Raw genomic sequence first — 23,980 nt, forward strand, 5'->3', positions numbered from 1 at the left:
CTATAAGCTCCAGCCTTCCTTGCCGCTCAAACCGTCCGTTCCATTACCGCAAAGGTCGAAGCCAGCTCACGGCTGTGGGTAATGGTAAGATGAATAAGGTACTCCCGGCCTTTCAGCCGGAGCCGTTCCCAGGCCTCCTCCGAGAGTGTAACGATCGGTTTGCCATATACATCCGGCAGGATCTGAATATCCTGAAACCCCACTTCCCGGCCGATGCCGCAGCCCAGCGCTTTCACAACCGCCTCCTTGGCCGCGAACCGCCCGGCTATGAACTCCGCAGCGTTACCGCCCCGCCGCTCCAGAAGCTCAAGCTCTGCCTCTGTAAGGATGCGCCGGATAAACTTCGCTCCAGATCCTTTATTCATTAATGCTTCAATCCGCTGGATTTCCAGCACATCATGCCCGATCCCGTATATCAAAATCCCACGCTCCTTATGGACGTGCAGTCATAAACCGCTTCAATCTGATAGCTATCCTTAATAGCTTTGTTAATGGTATGATCTTCATATACATTATCCGTAAATCATATAGATTATAGTTGTCCCGGATTCTTTCTGCTATCTTAAAAGAAAAAACTGCTGAAGTCTATTCTGCTGCTTCCCTCATCATGAATCTTAACCACAGAATCTCAATTCTACATTAAGAAGACATAATAATCTCTGAAAGCTATAGAGAGGGGAATCGACCATGAACCGCAATTTTCAGTTGCCTGCCGGAGAAGATGCCGTCCTGCGCTGCTCACATTTTCCAGCTCAAGGCAAAGCCAATAGTTTGATTGTTATTGCCCACGGGTACAAGGGCTTTAAGGATTGGGGAATGTTCCCCTACCTAGCAGCCGCGCTCAGCCAGGAGCATGAAGTGATCTCCTTCAATTTCTCCCATGCGGGAATCGGTGAGGATCTGCAGAATTTCACCGAGCTTGAGAAGTTCGCCCGCAATACCTATAACCGCGAGATCAAAGACATGGAGATTCTGCTCTCCTATCTCAGCCAGCATCATAAATTTGGCAGCCTGCCCTTATTCCTGCTGGGTCACAGCCGCGGCGGCGGCGATTGTCTGCTTTACGCACTGGACCACCCGGAGGAGATTGCCGGAGTCATCTCCTGGAACGGAATCACCGATCTGGATTTATTCACAGATGAACAAAAACGCGAAATGAAACAAAGCGGCCGGACTCATGTACTCAATGGCCGCACGGGTCAGCAAATGCCGCTCGATGCCGTCATTATTGAAGATCTGGAGCGGCAGGCCGAGCGTTACAATCTTCTGGAGCGAATGAAGACCGCCGCTTTTCCCGTTGTCCTTGTTCAAGGGACCCAGGATAGCGAACGGCTGCGCCGCGGCTCGGAGCAATTGGTCAACCTCCGGCCCGATATAGAGCGGGTGCAAATTCCGGAGGGAAATCATACCTTTGGCAGTGTTCATCCTTTTGCCGGTACCACTCCGCAGCTGGAACAGGCGATCGACGCTACCCGCCAATTCATCCGCAGCGTACTGGCCGGATAACCGCCATATCATATAGTACTACACACAAAACCGCCGGAAAGTCTGAGTATGCACACAGATTCTCCGGCGGTTTTTTGTATAAAATTCTCCTTCTAGATGCCCGGTATTACATTGCGCTTGTGCGCCGTTCTCCGGTAATAAGCTTCCAGTTTCCCGGCAACCTCAGTGCTGACCTGTTTGCCCTCCAGATAGTCGCTGTTGTCATCATACGTAATACCCAGCTCGGTTTCATCCGTCTGTCCGGGCCAGAGGCCGGCCGTCGGTGCTTTGGTCACGATATCCGCTGGTACTCCCAGATAGGCTGCAAGCTGGCGTACCTGGCGCTTGTTCAGCGAGCTCAGCGGTGTAATATCGACTGCGCCATCGCCCCATTTGGTGTAAAAGCCGGTAATGGCCTCGGAAGCATGATCCGTTCCCACTACCAGCAGATTATTCTCGAAGGAGAGTGCGTACTGCATAACCATGCGGGTTCTCGCCTTCACATTGCCTTTGCCCTGATGTGTAATGTGACGGTGCTGGCCCAGCGCTTTCAGGCTGTGTTCAACCTCAAGTGCGATCTCATTTACAGCTTCCTCAATATTGGTCTCAACCTTATGTGTCAGTTCAAAAGCTTCAGCCACCGCGTAGCTGTGCTCGATATCCTCCTGAACACCGTAAGGCTGGAATACGCCAAGGGTGATGTACTCCTTGCCTTCTTCTGCGGTCAGCTCATCGGTTGCCCGTTTGCACAGGCCTGTTGCCACCGCACTGTCGACTCCGCCGCTGATCGCAATGAGCAGCCCTTTTGCTCCTGCCTGCCGTACATATGCTTTCAGGAAATCGACACGCCTCCGTACCTCTGCCTCTTCATCAATGGCCGGCTTTACGCCGAGGGCAGCAATAATCTCTTCTTGCAAGCTCACAAACCACACCCCGTTTCATCACTTTGAATGGTTCATCCCAAGTTCAACATAATTTATAGCATGAAGCATATAAGTTCTTATGTTTTGAAAAAATCCCGCAGCAGCCGGATTGCCGGCCACCGCGAGATCCTATGAATTAACCGCTATTACTGGCACAAACGGTTGAATACTTCCTTCAATTCAGCAGCAATTTCGGCAGCTGAACGGTCTTCTACCCCATGACGCTCAATAAAATGCACAAGCTCCCCATCCTTCATCAAAGCGATAGATGGTGAAGAAGGAGGATATGGAGCGAAGTATTCACGTGCTTTAGCAGTGGCTTCCTTCTCCTGTCCGGCGAACACGGTGAACAGATGATCCGGCAGAATTTCGTTCTGCAAAGCTTGGGCTACACCAGGACGGCATTGGCCGGCTGCACAGCCGCATACAGAATTGACGACAACGAGCGACGTCCCCTTTGCGGTTGGAAGAGTGGTTTCCACCTCTTCTGGAGTCAACAACTCCTGGAACCCGATACTTGTCAGGTCATCACGCATAGGCTGAATTGAATCTCTCATATATTGATTAAATGACATGGACATTCCTCTGCACTCTCCTTTGCCTTGTAAAGTGTTTGGTCAGGCTGCATTACAGCAGCACTTACTAACTTTATTATACATGCATACTCTGTGAAAGCAAGGAGGGCCCTGCTGCTGCAGCGGAGCCCATCGTCTGTGACTTGTGCCTCTATCAAGGGATGTTCACTTCAGCAGCCTAGTCGTTGCTGCACTTTCTTCCTTCTCAAAAGGAAAGGATACGGTGAACACTGTGCCCACGCCCTCCTGCGATTCAACCGCGATCTTTCCGTTATGCCGCTCGGCAATGCTCAGACAAAGCGATAACCCGAGCCCGGTTCCATGATTTTTTGTTGTGAAAAAGGGGACAAATAAATTCTCAATCTGGCTTGTTGAAATTCCGCCTCCAGTGTCCTTAATCATCAGCTCAACTCTATCCTCATTCACACGTGTCTCCAAGGTCAACACCCCCTTCGGGTCCATGGCCTCCATCCCGTTGCGGGCCAGATTAAGGACGAGCTGCTTAATCTCCCTGACATTCAGCATCAGCAGAGGCAATGACGGGTTTAGCCGGAGTTCAATGCTCTGGCCCCGGAGATTGGCATCTGCCCAGATCAAAGGACTCAGCTCTTCTACTATAAGATGAAGCTGCACCATTTCTTTATCCGATACACGGGTCTGTGCCAGGGACAGAAAGTCATTGATGATAGCGTTGGCCCGGTCTAGCTCATCCATCACGATCTGGTAGTATGAATCCAGCTCGCCCGGACTCTTCTCTCTCATAAGCTGGAGAAATCCGCGTACGACTGCCATGGGATTGCGGATCTCGTGCGTGATGCCTGCAGCCATCTGTCCAACCAGCGTTAGCCGCTCTACATTATCAAGCTCGCTGCGAAGCTTCGCCTCCTCGGTCAGATCCTGAACGATCATCACAACGCCGCCAGGAATTCCGGAATCCCGCAGCAGAGGCTCTGTATAAATTTGATATGTACTCGTTGCACATGTAATTTTGGCATTGGTGCGCTGTTTGCTGCGGACGATGTCCTCCAGCCGGGAATAGGTCTGCTCGTCAATATATTTTCTGAAAAGCTGGCCTGCAGGTTGGGACATTATAGTCTCCCTTGTCAGTTCAGGATAATGGCGATGAATCAGCTTGAGCATAAATTCGTTAAGTTCTGTCACATACCCGCTGTCATCCATCGACATAATATTCAGCTGTACTGCATCGGTAATCTGCTGAAGCTTCTCTGATTCCAGCTTGAATTTCTCAGAGATCCCCTTCATCTGCTCCTTATATTGAAGCTTATCCCAAGCGGTTTCGATACAAAATATAAATAATCCGCCGAGCATGATAGTAATAAACAGATATACCGTGATCAGCAAGGTATCTGCCGAAAGGGTTTCATATGTATTCTTGCCGTACATTTTGGGTACGAGCACAATAAAGAGCATGCTGGGGGCTAAAACAGCCCATAACCTGCCTATCTTCTGGACAATCTTTGCTTTCTTAAACGGCCGGACAAAGGCAAACAATAGCGGATACATAAGAACCCCAGTATTAATTACCCATTTGTCTATTCCATGTGATACCGAAAACAGAGCCGTGCAGAGCATAAAAAAAGCAGCCAGGCTTATCCCGGAGCGGAAATTCCCATATAATATACCGATATAAGCGGGTAATATAGCCAAATTCAAATAAACAACCCCGAATAATGTTGTTGAGAAAATGGTGCAAAGGGTAATGCTAATGGCACAGCAAATCATCAGCAAAGCCTGATCATCCGGGAATTGCCGATTTCTGCGTATAATGTGGCTTTGATCCAGCCACCATTGAAATAGAAATATAAAGGAACTGGCAGATAAGATTTGCAATAAAATATCCTTTACCGCATCTAAAATTGCAATCACTCCCCAAGTTGGACAAATTACCCTTTCCACTTAGATTAAAGCACAGCCGGGCTTTTCTGACAACGATAATCACAAGCCGGTTCCACAGGTCTGGCTACACCGCGGCCGGAATGGTATGATGCCGTTAGTAGAATACCGAAAATGCTGAAATTCGCTATACCTTAAGCATGTAAAGGAGCAGATTCATGAGCAACTATGATGTAATCGTCATTGGGGGCGGCCCCTCCGGGCTGATGGCCAGCGTGGCCGCTGCGGAGCACGGCGCCTCCGTATTACTGATTGATAAAGGGGCTAAGCTGGGCCGGAAGCTGGGAATCTCGGGCGGCGGGCGCTGCAATGTAACCAACGTCAAGGAAACCTCCGAGCTTATTGCCCATATCCCGGGCAACGGCCGCTTTTTATACAGCGCATTTGATCATTTTAATAATCGGGATATTGTCGATTTCTTTGAAAATTTGGGCATCGCCCTGAAAGAGGAAGACAACGGGCGGATGTTTCCCGTGTCGGACAAGGCCTCCAGCGTCGTTTCCGCTCTAATCGGCAAAGTTCGCAGCCTGGGTGTGCAGATTATGACAGATAGCCCGGTGCAGGAGGTCCTGTACGGAGACGGTAAAGTAGAAGGAATCCGCCTGAAATCAGGCAAGGGGGTTGCGGCTGGCGCTGTCGTAATCGCCACGGGAGGCAAATCAGTGCCTCAGACCGGTTCAACCGGCGACGGCTATCCTTGGGCGATCACCGCCGGACATACAATTACGGAGCTGTTCCCGACGGAAGTGCCCATTATTTCTAGGGAGGAATGGATCAAGTCAGGGGAACTTCAGGGGTTGTCCCTGCGGGATGTGACGCTGAGCGTCTGGAATCCCAAAGGCAAGAGGGTGATCTCCCACCGGGGAGATATGATCTTCACTCATTTCGGGCTGTCCGGCCCGATTGCGCTGCGGTGCAGCCAGTTCCTGCGCCAGATCCAGCGTAAATCCGGAACGGACACAGTTGAGCTGTCCATTGACCTTTTTCCCGACCATCACCCGCAGGAGGTGGAGTCCCAGCTGCAGAACAAGCTGGAATTGGAGCCTAAGAAGGCCATCCGCAATTCCTTGAAAGGTTTGATTCCGGAGCGCCTCATTCCGCTGCTGCTGGCCAAAGCCGGGGTGGACGGAGACATCACCGGCCATCATCTTCCCAAAAGCGCCTTGCAAGCGCTGGCCGCCCTTCTGAAACGGATGCCGGTCTATGTTCACGGCACCCGGTCTCTGGCTGAAGCTTTTGTTACCGGCGGAGGTGTCAATCTGAAGGAAATCGATCCCAAGACGATGGAGTCTAAGCTTATGCAGGGACTTTATTTCTGCGGTGAGGTGCTGGATATTCACGGCTATACCGGCGGCTACAATATTACCGCTGCTTTCTCCACAGGTTACACAGCGGGCAAACATGCAGCTGGACAGCATTAGAAGCAAGGGGGCATCCACCGTCTAGGACTACAAAGCCCGCCCAAATAGCGTCCCCTCTAATTAAAAACAGCGTTACTTGCGTAAATCGGCAAGTAACGCTGTTTTGTATTTAGCGGGTCTGCGGCAGCTATCTCTGAAACCGCATTGTGCTGAACATTCTGGCAATGAAAGCCCCGGTTAAATAACCGAGTGGAATAAACAGCAGCAGCCCCCACCATCCATACAAAGGAATGCACACCACACCAGAACAGATTGCTGTATATGGAACTAGCAGAATCGGTATTGCTGCGGAACCGGCATCGGCTTTCTGAGCTTTGGTAAAGGGCAGGATCCCGATATAGTCGTCCCCTGCAAACAATAACCAGAAAGAAGTCAGCCAGTAGGCCATTAATAACGCCAGAATAATGAGCAACCCCCATTTCAAAACCCCTGGAACGATAAAAATAGCTATCATAGAAACGCCCGTGAACGCAAAATAGAGCTTCAGGTGTGCCGGATTGCGCACAAGTGCTTTAATGCCAGCCGCCGCGAAGCGGCTCTCCGGCTGCTTCGAAGCCAGGAGCGGCTCGGATTTGCGGAAAATCCAAGGTTTATAGCGTGTGGGACGCGGTTTATCAAGCACGCCCCGCAGCAATAAACCGGCAATTCTCATCCGCTGCTTGTAGTCTTCCCGCACATCGCTCATAAAGGTTGCGTGCAGCCGTAAGCGGAAGCGTATCGCCCATACAACCACAGCACCATATACGGCGGCAGCGGCCAGCAGCAACAGAGGCTGGCTGTCCCAATAAATAGCAGCCCTGACATAAGCGGCACAGGGGACGGTCACGGCCGGAATGAGCCACAGCCAGCGGCGGAAGCCCTGGCGCTGCACCTTAACGAGGTGTCCCAGCAGTTTGACGCACCAGCTGCAGGTTATGGTCATTGCAAGAAGCGATGCGGCAGCTGCCCCGCTGAGTCCATACCCCCGGACGATGAAGGGCAGCAGAATAGCAAATACCGCTGCCATCTTGAGGGCAGTTACGGTAAGACTATACAGAAGCCCCCGCAGCATAATGCTTCTGATCCAGTTTTGCCGCTGCCTGAGAAACAACGAATCCCCTTCCTGGAGCAGCAGCACCATACCTCCGGTAGCAATTAGAGCCGCCAGCAGCAGCGGAAGCAGCATAAAGGGGGTCGCGGTCGTCCATGTTGGCATTTCCCCGCTCCAGAACCCGAAATAGAACCGTCCGCCCAGCAGGCCGCCGGGAATAACTAGGTAGAGCAGGACCGTCCAGTCGGCCGCCGTACGGATAATCGCCGATTGCTCACGCCAATGGGAGATCAGGCGCCGCCGGAACAGCTGCGGAGCCGTAGGAAACGCATACCCGGCTTTTTTGCCGGAGGTTTTAGGGTTAAGAACAGCCTGTTCCTGACTGCTCATGTCAATTCGTCGAAGCAATCAAACAACGACCCCTCCGGCAATCCGGCAATGTCGCGGATTTCCTCCAAAGTGCCTGTTGCTGTTACTTCCCCGCTGGAGATCAGCACGAAGCTATCGCAGATTTTCTCCGCAGTATCCAGTACATGCGTGGACATCAGAACGCCCGCACCGCGCTTCCGCTCGGCCTCCAGGAGACGCAGGAAATCCTTCGTGGCACGGGGGTCAAGCCCGATAAACGGCTCGTCCACAATGTAGACGTCAGGCTGGACCAGGAAGCCAAGCATCAGCATCATCTTTTGCTTCATACCTTTGGAGAAGCCTGCAGGCAGGTCATCCCGCACATTTCCCATACCAAACTGCACCAGAAGCTTCTCGGCGGTGGCCACAAAAGTCTCGTAGCTCAAACCGTAGGCAGCGGCTGCCAAATCGAGATGCTCCCACAGTGTCAGGTCCTCGTAAAATACCGGCTGTTCCGGCACGTATGCATACGATTGACTCTCTCCGCCGATAACCACTTTAGCCTTGGCATATTTCAACAAGCCGAGCAGCGTCTTGATGGTAGTGCTTTTCCCTGCTCCGTTTGGTCCGATCAATCCCAGCAGCTGGCCGCGCCGCACCTGGAAAGAAATATCTGAAATCCGTTTGTCGCCCGCTTCGTAACCGGCTTCCTCAATGGAAACATCGAGCACGATATCTTCCTCTTCCCATTCGCCCTCAGCTTTGAACCCCTCTGCAGAATCATCTTCAAACTCTGTCTCTTTCATACGGCTTCCATCTCCTAAGTATCAATTCACAAGTGTCCCGGCTGCTTTTACCGTTCTTTTTTATCCATTATACGGACAAATGGGAAGAATCATCAAACATTACTTCCCCGAAGTGCAGAAAGAGACTTCTCCGGCTTAAGGAAAGACCCCCAGATTGCACCAGATTGCACTATGATCAGGCAACACTTCCCATGCTAATCTTTGCTTCTTTGTAATTTATAGTAAGGGAAGCCAAAGGTTTGTTCATCAATCCCCGGGAGTAAATCTCCACCGCGCCAGAGGCTGAAAATGCCCTCCCACCGGAGATGTACACCAAAAAAACCAATTCAATATGCACCTTTTGCGTGCTCTAAAAAAATTGTTTGATTTTTAATAATTAAAAGTGTGCTCATTGTGACAAATCACATGTTCTTGATCCATTGTTTGACGTATTGTAAAGCTATATCAAGTCATTGCACAGCTAAACCGTGCAATTCAAGCCGTGATTTAGTACCGTACGGGGCAACCCGTACGATTAACGATAGAGGGTGGAGAAGCATGATACAATCCTATGAACGCGATACTCAACTGACATTGCATTTGTACCGGGTTTTTGCCAAGTCTTTCAAGAGCATCAACGAGCATGCCGTTACCGGAAGCAAGATTGAAGGTTTCAATCCTACTGCTTTTGCTGTTATGGAGGTCCTCTACTATAAGGGGCCGCAACCCATTCAGCAGATCGGTGCCAAACTGCTCTTACAGAGCGGCAATGTTACTTACGTGATCGACAAGCTTGAGGAACGCGGCTACCTGCAGCGTAAGCCTTGCGCAAACGACCGCCGGGTTATTTTCGCCGAGCTGACTTCGGAAGGCGAACATCTGATGAACGAAATGTATCCGAAGTATTCGGAGCGCCTGCACCTCGCTTTCAGTGGCCTGAGTGATGAAGAAAAGGAACAAATGATTACTCTTTTGAAGAAGATGGGTCTCCAGGCTGAGAAACTCTCCCCGCTCCCGCGCAAATAGGGTTCGGGTCAACAAGATTGTGAATCTATTCACTTCTTAGAATAGCTCCAGAACAAGTAGAAACGGCTGAGCCGTCCTGTTAAGGATGACTCAGCCGTTTCTAGTTTGTTGCAGCAATAGATGGGTTCTGACACAAGTGTTATTCACTAAGCCTTCTTAAGCGCCGGATTCTCCTCCGCAATGGAAGGAACGCCACTCCGCAGACCTGAAGAAATAATCAGGGACAAGACTGCGAATACCGCCATTACAATAAAAAGTGAATGCAGGCCGCCTTCCAGCGCACCATGCAGACTGCTCAAGGCCTCCCCGGTCAGTGTGCTGCCGCCATGCGGATTAAGTAGTGTATTGATGTCATCCCCTGTAACTGCACTGCCGGGCTGCTCCGCCAGCCGTCTGTCAATCGTAAGGTTCAGCCAGGAACCGAAAATTGCCACCCCAACCGTCTGCCCGAGTGAACGGGTAAACGTATTAAGTGCCGTTGAGGCCCCGCGCTGCTCATGCTCCACAGAGGACTGGGCGATAATGGTAAAGACGGTAGAGGCATAGCCAAACCCGACTCCGCAGAACAGCATAAGACATAGAAGCAGCAATTGTGAGGAATCCCCGTTCATAAACGCAAGGCCGATGGCCCCTATGGAAATCAGCGCCAGACCAAGCATGCCCGTCCGGCGGGAGCCGGAGCGCAGGATCATCCGTCCTCCGGCAATGGAGCCCAGCATCCAGCCTACAGACATCGGAGCGAGCAGCAGGCCTGAGAGGGCAGCACTTTTTCCGAACACTCCTTGTACCCACAGCGGTACATAGGTGGACAAGCCAATGATCAAGGTACTGACCAGCAGATTGGCCCCGGTGGATACAGCAATATTACGAACAGAGAACAGCGTGAGCGGCAGCATCGGTTCAGGAGCACGGCGCTCCACAAACAGAAATACTATCAGCAGCAGAATTGCCGCCCCCAATATCGCCAGCAGGAGCGGAGACGTCCAGGGCAGATTCTGCCCTCCTGTCGTCAGTCCGAAGAGCAGAGCCCCCATCCCTGCCGCGAACAGCAGCACACCGGCTACATCAATCTTCGTCTTGCGTCTTACCCGTTCTTCCTTCAGATAGCGGGAAATAAATATAATAGATAACAGGCCAAAAGGCAGATTAAACACAAACACCCAGCGCCAGCTTAAGTAATCTACAACATAGCCGCCGAGCAGCGGTCCAACCAGAGAGGAGATCCCCCATACCGAACTCAGCAGCCCCTGTGTCTTTGCCCGTTCTTTAATGCTGTAGATGTCACCGATTATCGTAAAGGTCATCGGAATCAGTGCTCCCGCTCCGATTCCTTGGATGCCGCGGAATATAATAAGCTGTTCCATGCTCTGCGATATGCCGCACAGCAGCGAGCCAAGCAAGAATACCACAGCTCCACCGATGAATACAGGCTTGCGGCCAATCAGATCGCTCAGCTTGCCAAATATCGGGGTCGTGACCGCCATGGCCAGCAGATAGGCGGTAAATATCCAGCTCAGCCACTGCATCCCCTGAAAATCCCCAACAATCGCCGGTCCGGCAGGCCCGGTTACTGTCCCTTCAATTGCAGCCAAAAATGTAGCCAGCAGCACCCCTATCAAAATAAGCTTGCGTTCTGTTTCTCCTGGAGACTTCAATGAATCCAAATCCTCTCACTATATATTAGCGTCTAGCCTCACTGCGCAGCAGCGCATACAGAATAACGTCCTGAAAGCCTGAGGACGTATGACGGTATTCCCGCAACAGCCCTTCCTCCCGGAAGCCCAGTGCTGAAAACAGCCTCTGCGCCCGGACATTGTCCGGATGGCATAATACTTCAATCCGGTTCAGCCCCATGGTGCCGAAGCCGAAATCCATTACAAGCTCCAGCGCTTCCTGCATATATCCCTGCCCCCAATGGGACGGTGACAGCTCACAGCCGATTTCCCCCCGGTACGCTCCCGGCAGCTGCCAGTAGTTATAGCCGCAGCTGCCGATTACGTCACCCTCCGGTCCTATGATGCTCCAGCGCAGACTCGCTTCTTCCCGCGCCATCTGCCGCAGTAATCCAATTAGATGCTCTGCATCAGCAGCCGAAGACAGAGGGGGCATGTCCAGCCAGAGCGCCACCTCAGGATGACACCAGAGGTCATATAATGCGGCGGCATGATCTTCGGTCATAACACGCAATTCCACTCTTTCTCCGCTCAAAGCCGGTACCATCCCATTGCACACGTACAACGCTCTCGTCCCCTTCCAACCTTATAAGTATACAACATATGTAAGGATGTCCTGAATAGAAACATAAATTTCACACACATAGAAACGGTACTGTCCTTAACCGGGACGGTACCGTTTCAGTGAGAAACCGTTTGAAAAACGCCTTTATCAGGGCGGCTTGGTCCCACCCTGATGCAGACGTTTGTTTTTGTGCATAAGGTTCGCTCATGCCGTTGTATAGTGGAAATGGGCATAATCTTCAGGATTAACCTGAGGCCCCTGCTGCCTTGACCGGCTTAAGCACCTCGGTGCAGAGAACCTGAAGCTTTTCCTGGATCGCCTTGAATTCTTCAATCCCCGTCCCGGTAATGCTGAATCCCTCGCCATGGGCAGTCAGGAAGTTCTCCTGAGAGAGCCGCTCCAGTTCCTGCTTCACTTCACGTTCCGCCACCCGGTATCCCAGATTCTCGAGTTCCGGCTGCATTTCTGATACTGTAAGGTCCCTCTCATGTGCAAAATAAAGCATATGAATCCCTACGAACAAGTTCTGTACATCGGCGCGCATATTCCACTCCTTCCGGCCAAAAGCCTCCAGTTTTAGTAAATTCAATCACTGCTTATTCTTATAAAAGCATTACCCTAGTGATGGCTTGTGGAAACACGAGGGACTGTTACGGTAAGGGGGTAAGCTCTGCAATCTGCATAAATCCGGTAATGCTTGACGTATTGAACGTTGCTGTACTATGTTGTTAGTTACAGTTATGGATTCATACTGACTCAAGGTACAGGAAGGTGATGCTTCATGTTTCAGGCTATGCCCTACGACGGAACGCGCAGCGAGCGTTTTGAAGCGGTTCTATCCCAGCTGGGAGCGCTGATGGAAGGGGAGCCAAATGCCGTTGCCAATCTGGCGAATGCCTCGGCACTGCTTAAGTTCTCTCTACCGGATACCAATTGGGCCGGTTTCTATTTATTTGACGGCAAGGAGCTTGTGCTTGGGCCCTTTCAGGGACTGCCTGCCTGTATCCGCATTCCACTGGGCCGCGGAGTATGCGGAACGGCCGCAAGCGAGCGCCGGACACTCGTCGTGGATGATGTGCATGCCTTCCCGGGACATATTGCCTGCGATGCCGCTTCGAACAGCGAAATCGTCGTGCCGCTGATTAAGGAGGACCGGCTGCTGGGTGTGCTGGATATCGACAGCCCGCTCAAGCACCGCTTCGATGATGAGGAACGCCGCTTCCTGGAGCGGTTCGCGGCTATGGTTTCGGACGTAATCTAATTTTCCCGGCTGCATGTAAAAGGCCGCCACATTCGCAGGAGTACCTGCGTTTGTGACGGCCTTTTTGCTGTTGATCGTTTTTATGCTGAGGACAACGCCCGATTACTGCCGGACCGGACTAATATTCCAGATTTCAGAGGCGTAGCGGCTGATCGTGTTGTCACTGGAAAATTTGCCGGAATGGCCGATATTGATAATCGACTTTTTCAGCCATTCCTTCTGGTTGCGGTAGGCGAGATCGATTTTGACATGAGTCTCCACATAGCTGGCAAAATCCTTAAGCACAAAAAATTCATCATTATTGTCGAGCAATGACTGATAGAGCGAATCGAACTCCTGGGTATGGCAGCAGATTGGACCCGGTGTGATGAGCTGATCCAGCACTTCCTTGACTCGTCCATCGCCATTATAGATATCACGGGAATGATAGCCTCCATACTGGTAGTAATCAAGCACCTGCTCTGCCCGCAGTCCGAACAGGAACATGTTGTTGTCACCCAGCATTTCGTGCATTTCCACGTTGGCCCCGTCCATCGTGCCGATGGTCAGCGCACCGTTCATCATAAACTTCATGTTGCCCGTGCCGGAAGCCTCCTTGCTTGCTGTAGAGATTTGTTCGCTTACGTCAGCTGCGGGAATAATCTTCTCCGCCAAAGAGACCGAATAATTCTCCAGGAAAAAGATGCGGATCTTGCCTTTGATATCCGGATCCTTGTTGACGACATCAGCCACTGTATTAATCAGTTTAATAATCCGTTTGGCCAAATGATAGCTGGGTGCAGCCTTGGCCCCGAATATAAAGGTGCGCGGCACCATGTCCATAGATGGATTATCTTTAAGCTGATTGTACATATGCATAATATGCAGAATGTTCAGCAGCTGGCGTTTGTAGGCATGTAGCCGTTTGACCTGTACATCGAAGATGGAATCCGGGTCTACCTGCACCCCATGCTTCTTGCCGATGTATTCCGCCAGGCGCTGCTTGTTACGGCGTTTGATGCCAGCCACCTGTTCCTGGAATGAAGCATCCTCACAATATTTAATTAGCCCGATCATCTCCTGAGGATGGTGAATCCAGCGTGTACCAATGGAATCATTGATCAATCCGGCCAGCTCGGGATTGGCATGCAGCAGCCAGCGGCGGTGTGTGATGCCGTTCGTCTTATTATTGAAGCGGTGCGGATACATCTCATTGAACAGCCGCATCTCGCGTTTCTGCAAAATCTCTGTATGCAGCGCGGCCACTCCATTCACGCTATGGCTGGCTACTATCGCCAGATGGGCCATCCGCACCTGATCATCATGAATAATTGCCATCTGGTTGATCCGGTCCTGATCGCCGGGATATTTGCTCATCAGCTCACCGCAGAACCGGGCATTGATTTCCTCAATAATGAGGAAAATACGCGGCAGCAGCTCCCGGACCATCCCCATCGGCCATTTCTCCAGTGCCTCGCTGAGAATGGTATGGTTGGTATAGGACACCATCCGGGTCGTCATGCTCCAGGCCTGATTCCAGCCGATGCTGTGTTCATCCATCAGAATCCGCATCAATTCGGGGATAACCAGTGTTGGATGCGTATCATTGATGTGCAGAGCCACTTTGTCCGGGAGCAGTTCAATCGGCAGGCCCGTCTTGCTGTACGTCCGCAGAATGCTCTGCAGACCTGCGCTGCACAAGAAATACTGCTGCTTCAGACGGAGCAGCTTGCCTTCATACTGTGAATCATCCGGGTACAGGAATTCAGAAATTGATTCCACTGAACGTTTGTATTCCAGAAACTTGTGATAATCCGTTCCAGCCAGGGAGCCGGTTATTCTCGAGGACGGGTTGATCGATTCGGCACTCCAGTTCCGCAGTGTATTCACATGCTTGCGGTCCGCCCCAATAATCGGAATATCATAAGGAACCGCCCGCACCGCTTCATAATCCTTATGCTCGAAGGCCAGCTCACCGTTCTCCTCACGGGTCTCCACATGTCCCCAGAACCGTACTTCCACCTGCTTGTCTTCCCGGCGCAATTCCCACACATTATCGTTCTGCAGCCAATAATCGGGCAGCTCCACCTGATATCCGTCAACAATCTTTTGCTCAAACAGGCCGTATTTATAACGGATGCCGCAGCCATGCCCTGCATACTGCAGGGAGGCCAGCGAATCCATGAAGCAGGCGGCCAAACGCCCCAGACCTCCGTTGCCGAGGCCTGCATCTGCTTCTTCCTCTTCAATATCCTGAAGACAAAAGCCCAGTTCTGCAAGTCCTTCGCGTACTACCTCCAGTACGCCCATGTTGAGCAGATTATTGCCCAGAAGCCTGCCAATCAGAAATTCCATGGAAAAATAGTAAACCTGCTTTTCCTTATCAGCCTTAAATTTCTGGTTGGTATCCGCCCAGTTTTTACCTGCATTCTCACGGATCATATTGCCGATGATGTTATACACATCAGCATTCGAAGCTTCTTCAAGTGGCTTGCCCAATTTCCTGATGAGTGCCTCGCGGAACGCTTGTTTAAAGGTTTCTTTATCGTTGAACAACAGCGGGTTCCTCCTGACAGATCCTTATTTTGTGAATGGCGTATTTATGAAAACTCAGGATCAGCTGAACTGGGTGCTGCCCGGTGTTCAACTGATCCTGAGGTTAAATTTTGCTGCTCTTGGCTATAACAAATGGACGTTTGTTATCTCCGACCAGAATCCGGTCTCTGCTTAAGTGTACATCTTTATCCATAATGACATTTTCAATCACGGCATTTTCTTCAATTACACATTTCTGCATGATGACAGAATTGATGATTCTGGCCCCTTCTTTGATCTGCACGCCCCGGAAGATCACGCTGTTCTCCACGGTTCCGGCAATGATACAGCCGTTGGCCACCAGCGAGTTGCTAACCTCTGCGCTGTCCAGATAACGGGTTGGCGCTTCATATTTAATCTTGGTCTGCACCGGATTCTCCTTGAACAGGCTGAAATAATTATCCTGGCGGAGCAGCTCCAGACTATTTTTGTAATAGCTTTCCAGCGAATTGATCACCGCATGGTAACCTTTGTACTCGTAGGCGGAAATTTTGAATTTGTGCCGGTTCTTCTGGATCACATCGCGGAAGAAGAAGCTTTCGCCATGGGCGATGCAATGTTCTACCTGCTCCAGGAACATTTTTTTCTCCATGATGAAGATATCCAGATACACATTGTGATGGTCCTTCTCATGATGAATATTCGTAACCGCATTCTCTTCGTCTACCTCAACACGCAGGCAGGGATCATGCTCAGGCTGCAGCTGGTCTATCGTTTTGTAGACAAGTGTTACATCCGCGCCCTTCTCCAGATGGTACTGGAATACCTCCTGGAAATCCACAGTGTTGATATGCTGACTGCCGGAGAACACAATATATTTGGCCGAGGCCCGTTTGAAGAAATCCAGATTGTTATGATAATGCTGTAAATCCCCAAGCGAGGTGTCTGTCGGATCATTCCAGTCAGGCGGCAGAATAAACAGTCCTCCATGCTTGCGGTTCATATCCCAGGACTTGCCGTCGCCGAGATGATCCATCAGCGAACGGTATTTACGGCGGACAAACAGTCCAACGCTTTCCAGCTCTGCCCGCATCATATTGGAAAGAACGAAATCGATCAGCCGGTAGCGGCTGGCAAAAGGCACGGCAGCACCGCAGCGGAAATAGGTCAACTCATTTAATTTATCCAGTTCATGATCAAGATTGATTACACCCATAAGCTTTTTCATCCCGGTTCACCGTCCTCTAATGGTTATATGGTTTTGGCTGCAACTGATTTACGTTTCTTGCTCCGATTATCGATCAGCAGGATTTCGTCCTCATTCTCCCGATCGACTCCGATCTCCATATAATCCTCGATTACCGTATTTTCGCTGATGATAGCCTTATGGATCCGTACATTCTTGCCGATCTTAACCTTGGGCATAATGACGGAGTCGGTAATGACACTGCCTTCTCCCACTTCCACGCCGTAAAAGAGCACCGAATGCTTCACCTCTCCGTACACGATGCAGCCCTCATTAATAATGCAGCTCGATACCTTTGCTCCTGGAGCTACATATTGTGCCGGCTGATTCGGATTGCGGGTAAAAATGCGCCAATTGGGATCATTCAGATTCAGCGGCGGATGATCACTTAACAAATCCATATTGGCCTCCCACAGGCTGGCCACTGTACCTACATCTCTCCAGTAGCCTTCAAATGGATAGGCAAAAAGGGATTTATCGTCCTCCAGCATCAGAGGAATAATATCTTTGCCGAAATCATGGGAGGAGTCTGCATTCTCCCCGTCTTCCAGCAGATGCTTGCGGAGGACCTCCCATTTAAAAATATAAACGCCCATCGACGCCAGCGTGCTCTTCGGCTTCACCGGCTTCTCGTCAAACTCATAAATCTTCAAATCTTCATCTGTGTTAAGAATGCCAAAGCGGCTGGCCTCCTCGAGCGGAACATCAATGACCGAGATGGTGCAGTCAGCATTTCTAGATTTGTGATATTGCAGCATAGCATTGTAATCCATTTTGTAAATATGGTCGCCGGAAAGTATAAGCACATGTTCCGGATCAAATTGATCAACAAATTTCAGATTGCGGTAAATTGCATCAGCCGTTCCCCGGTACCAGCTGCTTCCATTCTCCCGTTCATGCGGCGGCAATACAAATACACCGCCATCCTTACGGTTCAAATCCCAGTCACTGCCTACCCCAATGTATGAATGCAGTACAAGCGGCTCATATTGAGTAAGCACACCAACTGTATCAATACCAGAATTGGAGCAATTGCTTAAGGGGAAGTCGATGATTCTGTAAGTTCCCCCAAAATAAACAGCGGGCTTGGCAAGCGTTTTGGTCAATCCCTTCAACCTTTTCCCTTGGCCTCCCGCCAATAGCATGGCTACCATTTCTTTTTTCTTCATGGAAGAGCCTCCTTGACATATGGGTAGTAAAGCATGTAATAAATAAGGTTGAATGAAGTTTGGTGGTACGAAAATAGACCCAAGATAGAATTCAAAAAGAAGTGAACCAGCAAGAAGTAAAATGAAAGAAATGTGCTTGATAGGAAATTTGGATAAGGTTAACAAACGGGGGGGACACCTGATATCGGGACATTGCCGGATTCGTGAGAAAAGCACTCCAAAATACCGGGTTTCTATCCTTATTGTAAAGTGTTCTAGCGTCGCCGTCAAAACCCTTTATTGAGTTCCAAAAACCTTAAATTGTAATTACATTCCTTATTAATAACATTTATATTTCTTATAATTAGATTAACCAGAATGATTAACCATGAACTAAAAATTCTATTCTGATATTGAACTTAAGCAGACGCTTCTTTCAGCAAACGTTCAACGTGATGTGTCATAATGAACTATCTTTTACTGTAAACGGAGGTACTACTCATGAAAGCTGCCCAAGGCGTGCGACTACTGCTCGTAGATGACGAGCCTCATATCCTGCAGTTTCTGGAACTGGGTCTGATGAACGAAGGATTTGAAGTAATGACTGCACCTGACGGTGTCAGCGCGATCGCAATTGCTGCCGATTTCAAACCGCATGTGGCCATTCTGGATGTGATGATGCCGGGCATGGACGGCTTTGAGGTCTGCCGTTACCTGCGTTCAGAAGAAGCGGAGATTGCGGTCATCATGCTGACTGCAAAAGACGAAGTGGACGACCGGGTCAAGGGCCTGTCTATCGGGGCTGACGACTATATGGTCAAGCCGTTCAGCTTCGACGAGCTGCTGGCCCGGATCCAGGCCCGGCTGCGCAATCAGTTCCCGGGATTGCTTGGGGAAGTGCGCTGCGGCCCCTTCCGGATTGACGGCCGCCGCAAGGAAATCCGCCACAAGGAAGAGGTTCTGGAGCTATCCCCTACCGAATATGAGCTGCTGCAATACCTGGTCATCAATCATGGCCTTGTACTAAGCAAGCCGATGATTCTGGATAAGGTATGGGGATATGATTTTGGCGGAGAGGAAAATATCGTAGAGGTCTATATCCGTTCCCTCCGCGAGAAGCTTGGCGATAAAGAGCATAAGATTATCCGCACGCTGCGCGGCGCAGGATACCGCGTGGACCTGGTATGATTACCCGCCTCTCGGGCTTCATCAGCAGGCTCCCGTCTCCGCGTTCCCTGCGCAAGCAGCTGCTGGCCATCTCGCTCATCATTTTGTCCGTGCTGCTGCTGCTGATCGGTGTGCTGCAGTATGTGCTGATGCGGAACTTCATCTACACCAACCGGGCGGAATCCATGGAAACGCAGCTGCGGTCCGTGCCGCGTGAGTTCTATTTTACGTTTCTCAATTCCGGGAACAGTACTCCGGCCGACTTGAGTATTTCAGGCGCTTCAGACCCTTCTTGGACAACAGACCCACCAGAGATGGTTAAACCGGAACTGCCTGGTGCTAGCCCCGCCACGAACGGAGCACCCGGGGTGAACCAGAATACCAGCCCGGACGGGCAGCGGATGGGCGGTGACAGGCGTCCTCTCCTGCTGGATGCCCATACAACTATCGCCATCTACAGCCCGGACGGCACCTTCAAGGATTTCCAGGAGGATACTCTTTCCGATTCTGCCGCTCCAAGAATGACGAACAAAGAATATGATGAGCTGCTCAAACATACTACGGATAAACAAACGGGAGAATACCGGCTGATAACCGCTAAAGATGGCAGTGAGCACCTGGCCGTGTTCATGAATCTGCGCAAGCCGGGTGCACCCAAAATGCTGCTGCAAATGAGCGTGGCCACCGGCCCGCTGAGAGATGTAATTATGCAGCAGCTGATGATCTTCGCCGGCTTGGCGGTAATTGCTTTGCTGGCCGGGCTGTTCCTGTATTTGCCTGCACTGCGCAAAACACTGGTTCCCTTATCCAATATGGGCGAAGCCGCGCAAATCATCGACGCAGGCAATTTGGACGTACGTTTCCCCGTCAACCAGGGACAGACAGAAATCGACAAGCTGTCCCAGTCCTTCAACGGGATGCTGGAGCGTCTGGAAATTTCGTTTCATAATGAACGTGAAGCCAAGGAACAGATGCGCCGTTTCGCCGCCGATGCTTCCCATGAGCTGCGGACTCCTCTCACTTCGATTCATGGCTTCCTGGAGGTATTGCTGCGGGGAGCTGCGGATAATAAAGACCAGCTTTACGGCGCACTGAACAGCATGCACGGTGAATCCAAACGGATTAATAAGCTGGTCGAAGACTTGCTCCTGCTGGCCCGTATGGACGGCGCGCCTCAGCTAAGGGTCAAGAACCTGCTGCTGGGTGAAGTCATCGATGAGATGCAGCCGCATCTCCTGGTGCTGGCCGGAAACCGCAAGGTCACCTTCGATATTTCTTACGGCATCCGTGGCCTGTATGATCCCGACAAAATCAAACAGGTCATTCTCAACTTGTTCCACAATGCCGTGCAGCATACAGATGCCGACAAGGGGACGATCCATATCTCCCTGCACGCCCGGGACACCGAAGCAACGCTGACTGTCAGGGACAACGGCTCCGGCATCTCTGCTGATCATCTCCCCCATGTGTTCGACCGCTTCTACCGCAGCGATTCCTCGCGCACGCGCAAATACGGCGGTTCGGGCCTTGGATTGTCGATTACAAAGTCTATTGTGGATGCACATAACGGGAATATCAGCGTGGAGAGTACTCTCGGTGAAGGCACTGTCTTTAAAGTCTCTCTTTCATGCTTGCTGAATTAGCTTATGTAGTGTAATTAACGTTATAATAGTGTGTGAAAAGGATGCTATGCTCACAAAACTTAAGCCTATGCTTTCGAAGTAAGTTTTGTACGAAGCCGGTTCAAGGATGTTATGCTCACAAAACTTTTAGGAGGTCGAATTCATGTACGAAATCGCCGTGATCGGAGCCGGACCAGCCGGTGCCAGTGCAGCCCTGTTCGCCGCCAAAGCGGGCAAAAAAACGCTGCTGATTGACAATGACAAAGGAATGACCCGCAGAGGGTGGTATGAGAATTTTTATGGAATCTCCGAAATCGGCGGTCCCGACCTCGTGGAAACCGGACACAAGCAAGCCGTCAAATTCGGGGCGGAATTAGTGGCTGATCAAGCGGTGAGTCTTACCGCTGGCAGTGAGGCTTTTGTCATTGAAAGCGAGAGCGGTGCCACTTATGAAGCGAAACATGTGATTCTGGCTACAGGCGTCCTGACCGATTTGGCTGCCAAAGCCGGTGTGGAAACCAAGGATGGCACGGAGCCAAGAATCAAGACCGTGATAGCCGTGAACGCCGAAGGCAAAACAAATGTCGAAGGCATCTGGGCCGCCGGAACCGTTGCCGGAGTAAGCGTGCACGCTATTATTACCGCAGGTGACGGCGCGAAGGTCGCCATTAATGTCATCAGTGAATTGAACGGTGCAAGATATGTCGATCACGATCTGCTGAAGGCATAATTATATTCATACGAGAGGGACTCCGGGCGGATACTTCGCTTCAAGAGTCCCTCTCTTAGCTGGATTGGGGTCAGCCGTGATTGCTTTGTTGGCCTTTTTCATCCGATAATTGCAGTTTATACAGCTATTTCTGCACGTTTAGCGGCCTACGAAGAGGTAGTTGCACTCTGTACATTTATTTTCACGAAATTCCACTGAACCGCCACGGTTCACAATTTTTAATTGTACTCAATACACTTATACTCTAGAATCGGCCCTTAACGCACCAAATAGCTGTAGTAATTACAACTACGTTCACTCAAGCGTTCAAATAATAATCTCCATGCGGATCACCTGCCCGTTCTCTGCACTGCGGCGTGATAGCGGGGGGAACAACCCACTTTTGAAAGCAAATTTAAGGGATGCTCTTTAGCAGCAAAGGGCGCACGTGACAACTCTAAATTTGTAATATGTACAGTTTCGATTGGCGGGCCTGCACAAAAGGCTGCTCCAAATTAGGGATGGCTGTACGCCAATCATTATCCGGAACAGCCTATTAAGTTTACACGAGGTCTGCCTGATATTTGCCCCGGCTTCAGCATCAAAGGATGCGGCTGCTTCTGCCTGCTGCCTCACTCCCCAATACAGCCTGAGCTTCCTCACTGCTCTCCAGGCTGCCGAGCAGCTTTCGTAAATACGGCAAAAGCTGCGGCCGCAACTCTTCACGCTGCAGCCCTATTTCCATGGTGGCCTGAATGTACCCGAACTTGTCGCCAATATCATAACGTTTGCCCTGCAGATCTAAGGCTAACAGCCCTTCATTCCGGCACACTTCATGCAAAGCATCCGTCAGTTGATATTCACCGCCAGCTCCGCGCTCAAGTCTAGCCAGCACCGAAAAGATCGAAGGCTGCAAAATGTACCGGCCCATAATCGCATATTCCGAAGGCGCGGCCTGCGGCACAGGCTTCTCCACCAGTCCGCTTACGGCATGCACACCGTCTATGGAACCTCCTGAAGCAATGATCCCGTATTTGCTGACTTCCTGCCTTGGCACCCGCTGAACACCGACAATCGTCTTCTCCGCCTGCTCATACAGCTTCATCATCTGCGAGAGTGCCAGGGGCTCGGACACCATAATGTCATCACCGAGCAGCACCGCGAACGGCTCATCTCCGATAAATTGCTCTGCACAATGAATGGCATGACCCAGCCCCAGCGGTTCTTTTTGCCGGATGTAATGAATGCTTGCCAGCTCGCTGATTCCCTGCACCTCGCGGAGCAGGTCCAGTTTTCCTTTCTCCAGCAAGGTCTGCTCCAGCTCCACCGATTTGTCAAAATGATCCTCAATCGATTTTTTGTTACGGCCGGTTACGATAATAATACTCTCAATACCGGAGCGGACCGCTTCCTCTACGATGTATTGAATCGCCGGCTTATCCACAATGGGCAGCATTTCCTTCGGCTGGGCCTTGGTAGCCGGCAGGAAGCGCGTGCCCAGACCGGCGGCGGGTATCACAGCTTTTCTGATTTTCACGTTGGATCGCTCCCTTCGTTATTTGTTAAGAGGAGCCATTCTGCGCTCCCGCACATCCTGCTGCTTTTTGCCGCCATAGCACTCCTGGACGATATAGAGTGGACGGCCCTTGGACTCATCATAAATCCGGCCGACATATTCACCGAGAATGCCCAGCATAATAAGAACGAATCCGTTAAAGGTCAAAGTAATCCCGATCATCGACGCCCAGCCCTTAACGGCCTCGTCCGTAAAGAGCACCAGGTACAGCACATACATAAGGTAGAGAAACCCGGAAGCGGACAGCAACGCTCCCAAGTATCCCGCCAGCTTCAGCGGTTTGTAGGAAAAGGATGTGATGCCGTCCAGAGACAGCTTGAGCATCCGCTTGAGGGGGTATTTGGTTTCTCCCGCCAGCCGTTCATCGCGTTCATATTCAATCGCCTTTTGACGAAAGCCCACCCAGCTGACGAGGCCGCGTACAAAACGGTTTTTCTCCGGCAGACGTTTCAGCTCATCGCAGACCTTGCGGTCAATGAGCCGGAAATCTCCGGTATCCACCGGGATCGAGATGTCCGTTGAGTAGCGCAGCACTCTGTAAAAGGCGCTTGCCGTCCACTTTTTGAACAAGGACTCGCCGCGGCGTTTGATGCGCTTGGCGTATACAACCTCATAACCTTGCTTCCATTCTGTGATCATGTCCAGAATCAGCTCCGGCGGGTCCTGCAAATCGGCGTCGATAATGACCACCGCATCGCCCAGTGCATAATCCATACCCGCGGTTATCGCGATCTGATGCCCGAAATTCCGCGAAAGGTCGATCAGCTTCACACTTTCATCCCAGTAGCTGTATTCTTCAATCATTTGCGCACAGTTGTCAGTACTGCCGTCATTGACGAAGAGCAGTTCATACGGCTCACCTGTCGTTCCCATCACTTTTTTGATCCGGCGGTATGTCTCCTGAATCACTGCCTCTTCATTAAACATCGGTATAATTATGGAATAGCGCACGTTGTAGCCCATGAGCAGCTCCTCCTCAAATTGTAGTGATG

21 protein-coding genes are annotated in these 23,980 nt (G+C 50.9%); 7 read left to right on the plus strand and 14 right to left on the minus strand.

Translation table 11 applies throughout. The features are described from left to right. Nucleotides 1-26: 26 nt before the first annotated feature. Nucleotides 27-419 (minus strand): holo-ACP synthase, encoded by a 393-nt coding sequence (gene acpS, locus AC3WT9_RS23510; protein WP_341089613.1) that lies wholly within the window; start codon nucleotides 417-419, stop codon nucleotides 27-29. Between the two features lie 268 nt (nucleotides 420-687). Between acpS and AC3WT9_RS23515 the strand changes: the two genes are divergently transcribed. Next, the gene (locus tag AC3WT9_RS23515; protein WP_341089611.1) at nucleotides 688-1,506 is read left to right on the plus strand and encodes an alpha/beta hydrolase family protein; all 819 of its coding nucleotides are present in this window, start codon (nucleotides 688-690) and stop codon (nucleotides 1,504-1,506) included. 92 nt (nucleotides 1,507-1,598) lie between these two features. On the opposite strand, the gene nadE is transcribed toward AC3WT9_RS23515, so the two are convergent. The 3 genes from nadE to AC3WT9_RS23530 all read right to left on the minus strand — a co-directional run bounded on the left by nadE (nucleotide 1,599) and on the right by AC3WT9_RS23530 (nucleotide 4,507). After that, a complete protein-coding gene (gene nadE / locus AC3WT9_RS23520; protein ID WP_341089610.1) occupies nucleotides 1,599-2,408 on the minus strand; it encodes an NAD(+) synthase in 810 nt (269 codons plus the stop codon). 146 nt (nucleotides 2,409-2,554) lie between these two features. Further along, a complete protein-coding gene (locus AC3WT9_RS23525) occupies nucleotides 2,555-2,989 on the minus strand; it encodes a BrxA/BrxB family bacilliredoxin (RefSeq protein WP_038585544.1) in 435 nt (144 codons plus the stop codon). 159 nt (nucleotides 2,990-3,148) lie between these two features. Beyond that, complete coding sequence (locus AC3WT9_RS23530; protein WP_342481020.1) at nucleotides 3,149-4,507, minus strand: two-component system sensor histidine kinase NtrB; 1,359 nt, start codon at nucleotides 4,505-4,507, stop codon at nucleotides 3,149-3,151. Between the two features lie 548 nt (nucleotides 4,508-5,055). Here AC3WT9_RS23530 and AC3WT9_RS23535 point away from each other — a divergent pair. Further along, nucleotides 5,056-6,318: a BaiN/RdsA family NAD(P)/FAD-dependent oxidoreductase gene (locus tag AC3WT9_RS23535; RefSeq protein WP_341377201.1), complete on the plus strand. Its 1,263-nt coding sequence runs from the start codon at nucleotides 5,056-5,058 to the stop codon at nucleotides 6,316-6,318. Between the two features lie 127 nt (nucleotides 6,319-6,445). Here AC3WT9_RS23535 and AC3WT9_RS23540 read toward each other — a convergent pair whose 3' ends face one another. Both AC3WT9_RS23540 and AC3WT9_RS23545 read right to left on the minus strand, forming a co-directional pair. Then, on the minus strand, nucleotides 6,446-7,756 hold the full coding sequence (locus tag AC3WT9_RS23540) for an ABC transporter permease (protein ID WP_341089605.1): 1,311 nt from the start codon (nucleotides 7,754-7,756) through the stop codon (nucleotides 6,446-6,448). Beyond that, nucleotides 7,735-8,502, minus strand: a complete 768-nt coding sequence (locus AC3WT9_RS23545; RefSeq protein WP_341089604.1) for an ABC transporter ATP-binding protein — start codon at nucleotides 8,500-8,502, stop codon at nucleotides 7,735-7,737. The genes AC3WT9_RS23540 and AC3WT9_RS23545 overlap by 22 nt, the downstream gene beginning before the upstream one ends. A 537-nt stretch (nucleotides 8,503-9,039) precedes the next feature. Between AC3WT9_RS23545 and AC3WT9_RS23550 the strand changes: the two genes are divergently transcribed. Beyond that, a complete protein-coding gene (locus AC3WT9_RS23550) occupies nucleotides 9,040-9,507 on the plus strand; it encodes a MarR family winged helix-turn-helix transcriptional regulator (RefSeq protein ID WP_038585538.1) in 468 nt (155 codons plus the stop codon). A 146-nt stretch (nucleotides 9,508-9,653) separates the two neighbouring features. On the opposite strand, the gene AC3WT9_RS23555 is transcribed toward AC3WT9_RS23550, so the two are convergent. From AC3WT9_RS23555 to AC3WT9_RS23565, 3 genes are all read right to left on the minus strand, one after another. Beyond that, nucleotides 9,654-11,162, minus strand: a complete 1,509-nt coding sequence (locus AC3WT9_RS23555; RefSeq protein ID WP_445744942.1) for an MDR family MFS transporter — start codon at nucleotides 11,160-11,162, stop codon at nucleotides 9,654-9,656. Between the two features lie 25 nt (nucleotides 11,163-11,187). Further along, nucleotides 11,188-11,715: a GNAT family N-acetyltransferase gene (locus AC3WT9_RS23560; protein ID WP_341089602.1), complete on the minus strand. Its 528-nt coding sequence runs from the start codon at nucleotides 11,713-11,715 to the stop codon at nucleotides 11,188-11,190. A gap of 274 nt (nucleotides 11,716-11,989) precedes the next feature. Next, nucleotides 11,990-12,289: a hypothetical protein gene (locus AC3WT9_RS23565; protein ID WP_038585534.1), complete on the minus strand. Its 300-nt coding sequence runs from the start codon at nucleotides 12,287-12,289 to the stop codon at nucleotides 11,990-11,992. Between the two features lie 237 nt (nucleotides 12,290-12,526). On the opposite strand from AC3WT9_RS23565, the gene AC3WT9_RS23570 reads away from it, so the two are divergent. Continuing rightward, nucleotides 12,527-13,006 carry a GAF domain-containing protein gene (locus tag AC3WT9_RS23570; protein ID WP_076112815.1) on the plus strand — a complete coding sequence of 160 codons (480 nt, stop codon included), beginning with the start codon at nucleotides 12,527-12,529 and terminating at the stop codon, nucleotides 13,004-13,006. Nucleotides 13,007-13,108: 102 nt separating this feature from the next. Here AC3WT9_RS23570 and AC3WT9_RS23575 read toward each other — a convergent pair whose 3' ends face one another. From AC3WT9_RS23575 to AC3WT9_RS23585, 3 genes are all read right to left on the minus strand, one after another. Next, nucleotides 13,109-15,541 (minus strand): glycogen/starch/alpha-glucan phosphorylase, encoded by a 2,433-nt coding sequence (locus AC3WT9_RS23575; protein WP_341089601.1) that lies wholly within the window; start codon nucleotides 15,539-15,541, stop codon nucleotides 13,109-13,111. Between the two features lie 103 nt (nucleotides 15,542-15,644). Then, nucleotides 15,645-16,748: a glucose-1-phosphate adenylyltransferase subunit GlgD gene (glgD, locus tag AC3WT9_RS23580; protein ID WP_341089600.1), complete on the minus strand. Its 1,104-nt coding sequence runs from the start codon at nucleotides 16,746-16,748 to the stop codon at nucleotides 15,645-15,647. A 23-nt stretch (nucleotides 16,749-16,771) separates the two neighbouring features. Next, nucleotides 16,772-17,935, minus strand: a complete 1,164-nt coding sequence (locus AC3WT9_RS23585; RefSeq protein WP_038585522.1) for a glucose-1-phosphate adenylyltransferase — start codon at nucleotides 17,933-17,935, stop codon at nucleotides 16,772-16,774. Between the two features lie 480 nt (nucleotides 17,936-18,415). Between AC3WT9_RS23585 and AC3WT9_RS23590 the strand changes: the two genes are divergently transcribed. The 3 genes from AC3WT9_RS23590 to AC3WT9_RS23600 all read left to right on the plus strand — a co-directional run bounded on the left by AC3WT9_RS23590 (nucleotide 18,416) and on the right by AC3WT9_RS23600 (nucleotide 21,433). Beyond that, nucleotides 18,416-19,102 (plus strand): response regulator transcription factor, encoded by a 687-nt coding sequence (locus tag AC3WT9_RS23590; protein ID WP_076112818.1) that lies wholly within the window; start codon nucleotides 18,416-18,418, stop codon nucleotides 19,100-19,102. Beyond that, complete coding sequence (locus AC3WT9_RS23595) at nucleotides 19,099-20,724, plus strand: sensor histidine kinase (protein ID WP_341377200.1); 1,626 nt, start codon at nucleotides 19,099-19,101, stop codon at nucleotides 20,722-20,724. Before AC3WT9_RS23590 ends, AC3WT9_RS23595 begins: the two co-directional genes overlap by 4 nt. A gap of 142 nt (nucleotides 20,725-20,866) precedes the next feature. Next, nucleotides 20,867-21,433, plus strand: a complete 567-nt coding sequence (locus tag AC3WT9_RS23600) for an FAD-dependent oxidoreductase (protein ID WP_341377198.1) — start codon at nucleotides 20,867-20,869, stop codon at nucleotides 21,431-21,433. Nucleotides 21,434-22,013: 580 nt separating this feature from the next. On the opposite strand, the gene galU is transcribed toward AC3WT9_RS23600, so the two are convergent. Together galU and AC3WT9_RS23610 are read right to left on the minus strand one after the other, a co-directional pair. Next, a complete protein-coding gene (gene galU / locus AC3WT9_RS23605) occupies nucleotides 22,014-22,949 on the minus strand; it encodes a UTP--glucose-1-phosphate uridylyltransferase GalU (protein WP_341377197.1) in 936 nt (311 codons plus the stop codon). A gap of 18 nt (nucleotides 22,950-22,967) precedes the next feature. Continuing rightward, nucleotides 22,968-23,951, minus strand: a complete 984-nt coding sequence (locus tag AC3WT9_RS23610) for a glycosyltransferase family 2 protein (protein WP_341377195.1) — start codon at nucleotides 23,949-23,951, stop codon at nucleotides 22,968-22,970. Between the last annotated feature and the right edge of the window lie 29 nt (nucleotides 23,952-23,980).

This window comes from Paenibacillus sp. EB106-06-01-XG199 (genome assembly GCF_058791575.1).

Excerpts from the sequence above, each read along its gene's own strand:
- AC3WT9_RS23515 (WP_341089611.1), top strand. The coding sequence starts at position 688 with ATGAACCGCAATTTTCAGTTGCCTGCCGGAGAAGATGCCGTCCTGCGC.
- AC3WT9_RS23525 (WP_038585544.1), bottom strand. The coding sequence starts at position 2,989 with ATGTCCATGTCATTTAATCAATATATGAGAGATTCAATTCAGCCTATG.
- AC3WT9_RS23530 (WP_342481020.1), bottom strand. The coding sequence starts at position 4,507 with ATGTATCCGCTATTGTTTGCCTTTGTCCGGCCGTTTAAGAAAGCAAAG.
- AC3WT9_RS23535 (WP_341377201.1), top strand. The coding sequence starts at position 5,056 with ATGAGCAACTATGATGTAATCGTCATTGGGGGCGGCCCCTCCGGGCTG.
- AC3WT9_RS23545 (WP_341089604.1), bottom strand. The coding sequence starts at position 8,502 with ATGAAAGAGACAGAGTTTGAAGATGATTCTGCAGAGGGGTTCAAAGCT.
- AC3WT9_RS23550 (WP_038585538.1), top strand. The coding sequence starts at position 9,040 with ATGATACAATCCTATGAACGCGATACTCAACTGACATTGCATTTGTAC.
- AC3WT9_RS23565 (WP_038585534.1), bottom strand. The coding sequence starts at position 12,289 with ATGCGCGCCGATGTACAGAACTTGTTCGTAGGGATTCATATGCTTTAT.
- AC3WT9_RS23570 (WP_076112815.1), top strand. The coding sequence starts at position 12,527 with ATGTTTCAGGCTATGCCCTACGACGGAACGCGCAGCGAGCGTTTTGAA.
- glgD (WP_341089600.1), bottom strand. The coding sequence starts at position 16,748 with ATGAAAAAGCTTATGGGTGTAATCAATCTTGATCATGAACTGGATAAA.
- AC3WT9_RS23585 (WP_038585522.1), bottom strand. The coding sequence starts at position 17,935 with ATGAAGAAAAAAGAAATGGTAGCCATGCTATTGGCGGGAGGCCAAGGG.
- AC3WT9_RS23590 (WP_076112818.1), top strand. The coding sequence starts at position 18,416 with ATGAAAGCTGCCCAAGGCGTGCGACTACTGCTCGTAGATGACGAGCCT.
- AC3WT9_RS23595 (WP_341377200.1), top strand. The coding sequence starts at position 19,099 with ATGATTACCCGCCTCTCGGGCTTCATCAGCAGGCTCCCGTCTCCGCGT.
- AC3WT9_RS23600 (WP_341377198.1), top strand. The coding sequence starts at position 20,867 with ATGTACGAAATCGCCGTGATCGGAGCCGGACCAGCCGGTGCCAGTGCA.
- AC3WT9_RS23610 (WP_341377195.1), bottom strand. The coding sequence starts at position 23,951 with ATGGGCTACAACGTGCGCTATTCCATAATTATACCGATGTTTAATGAA.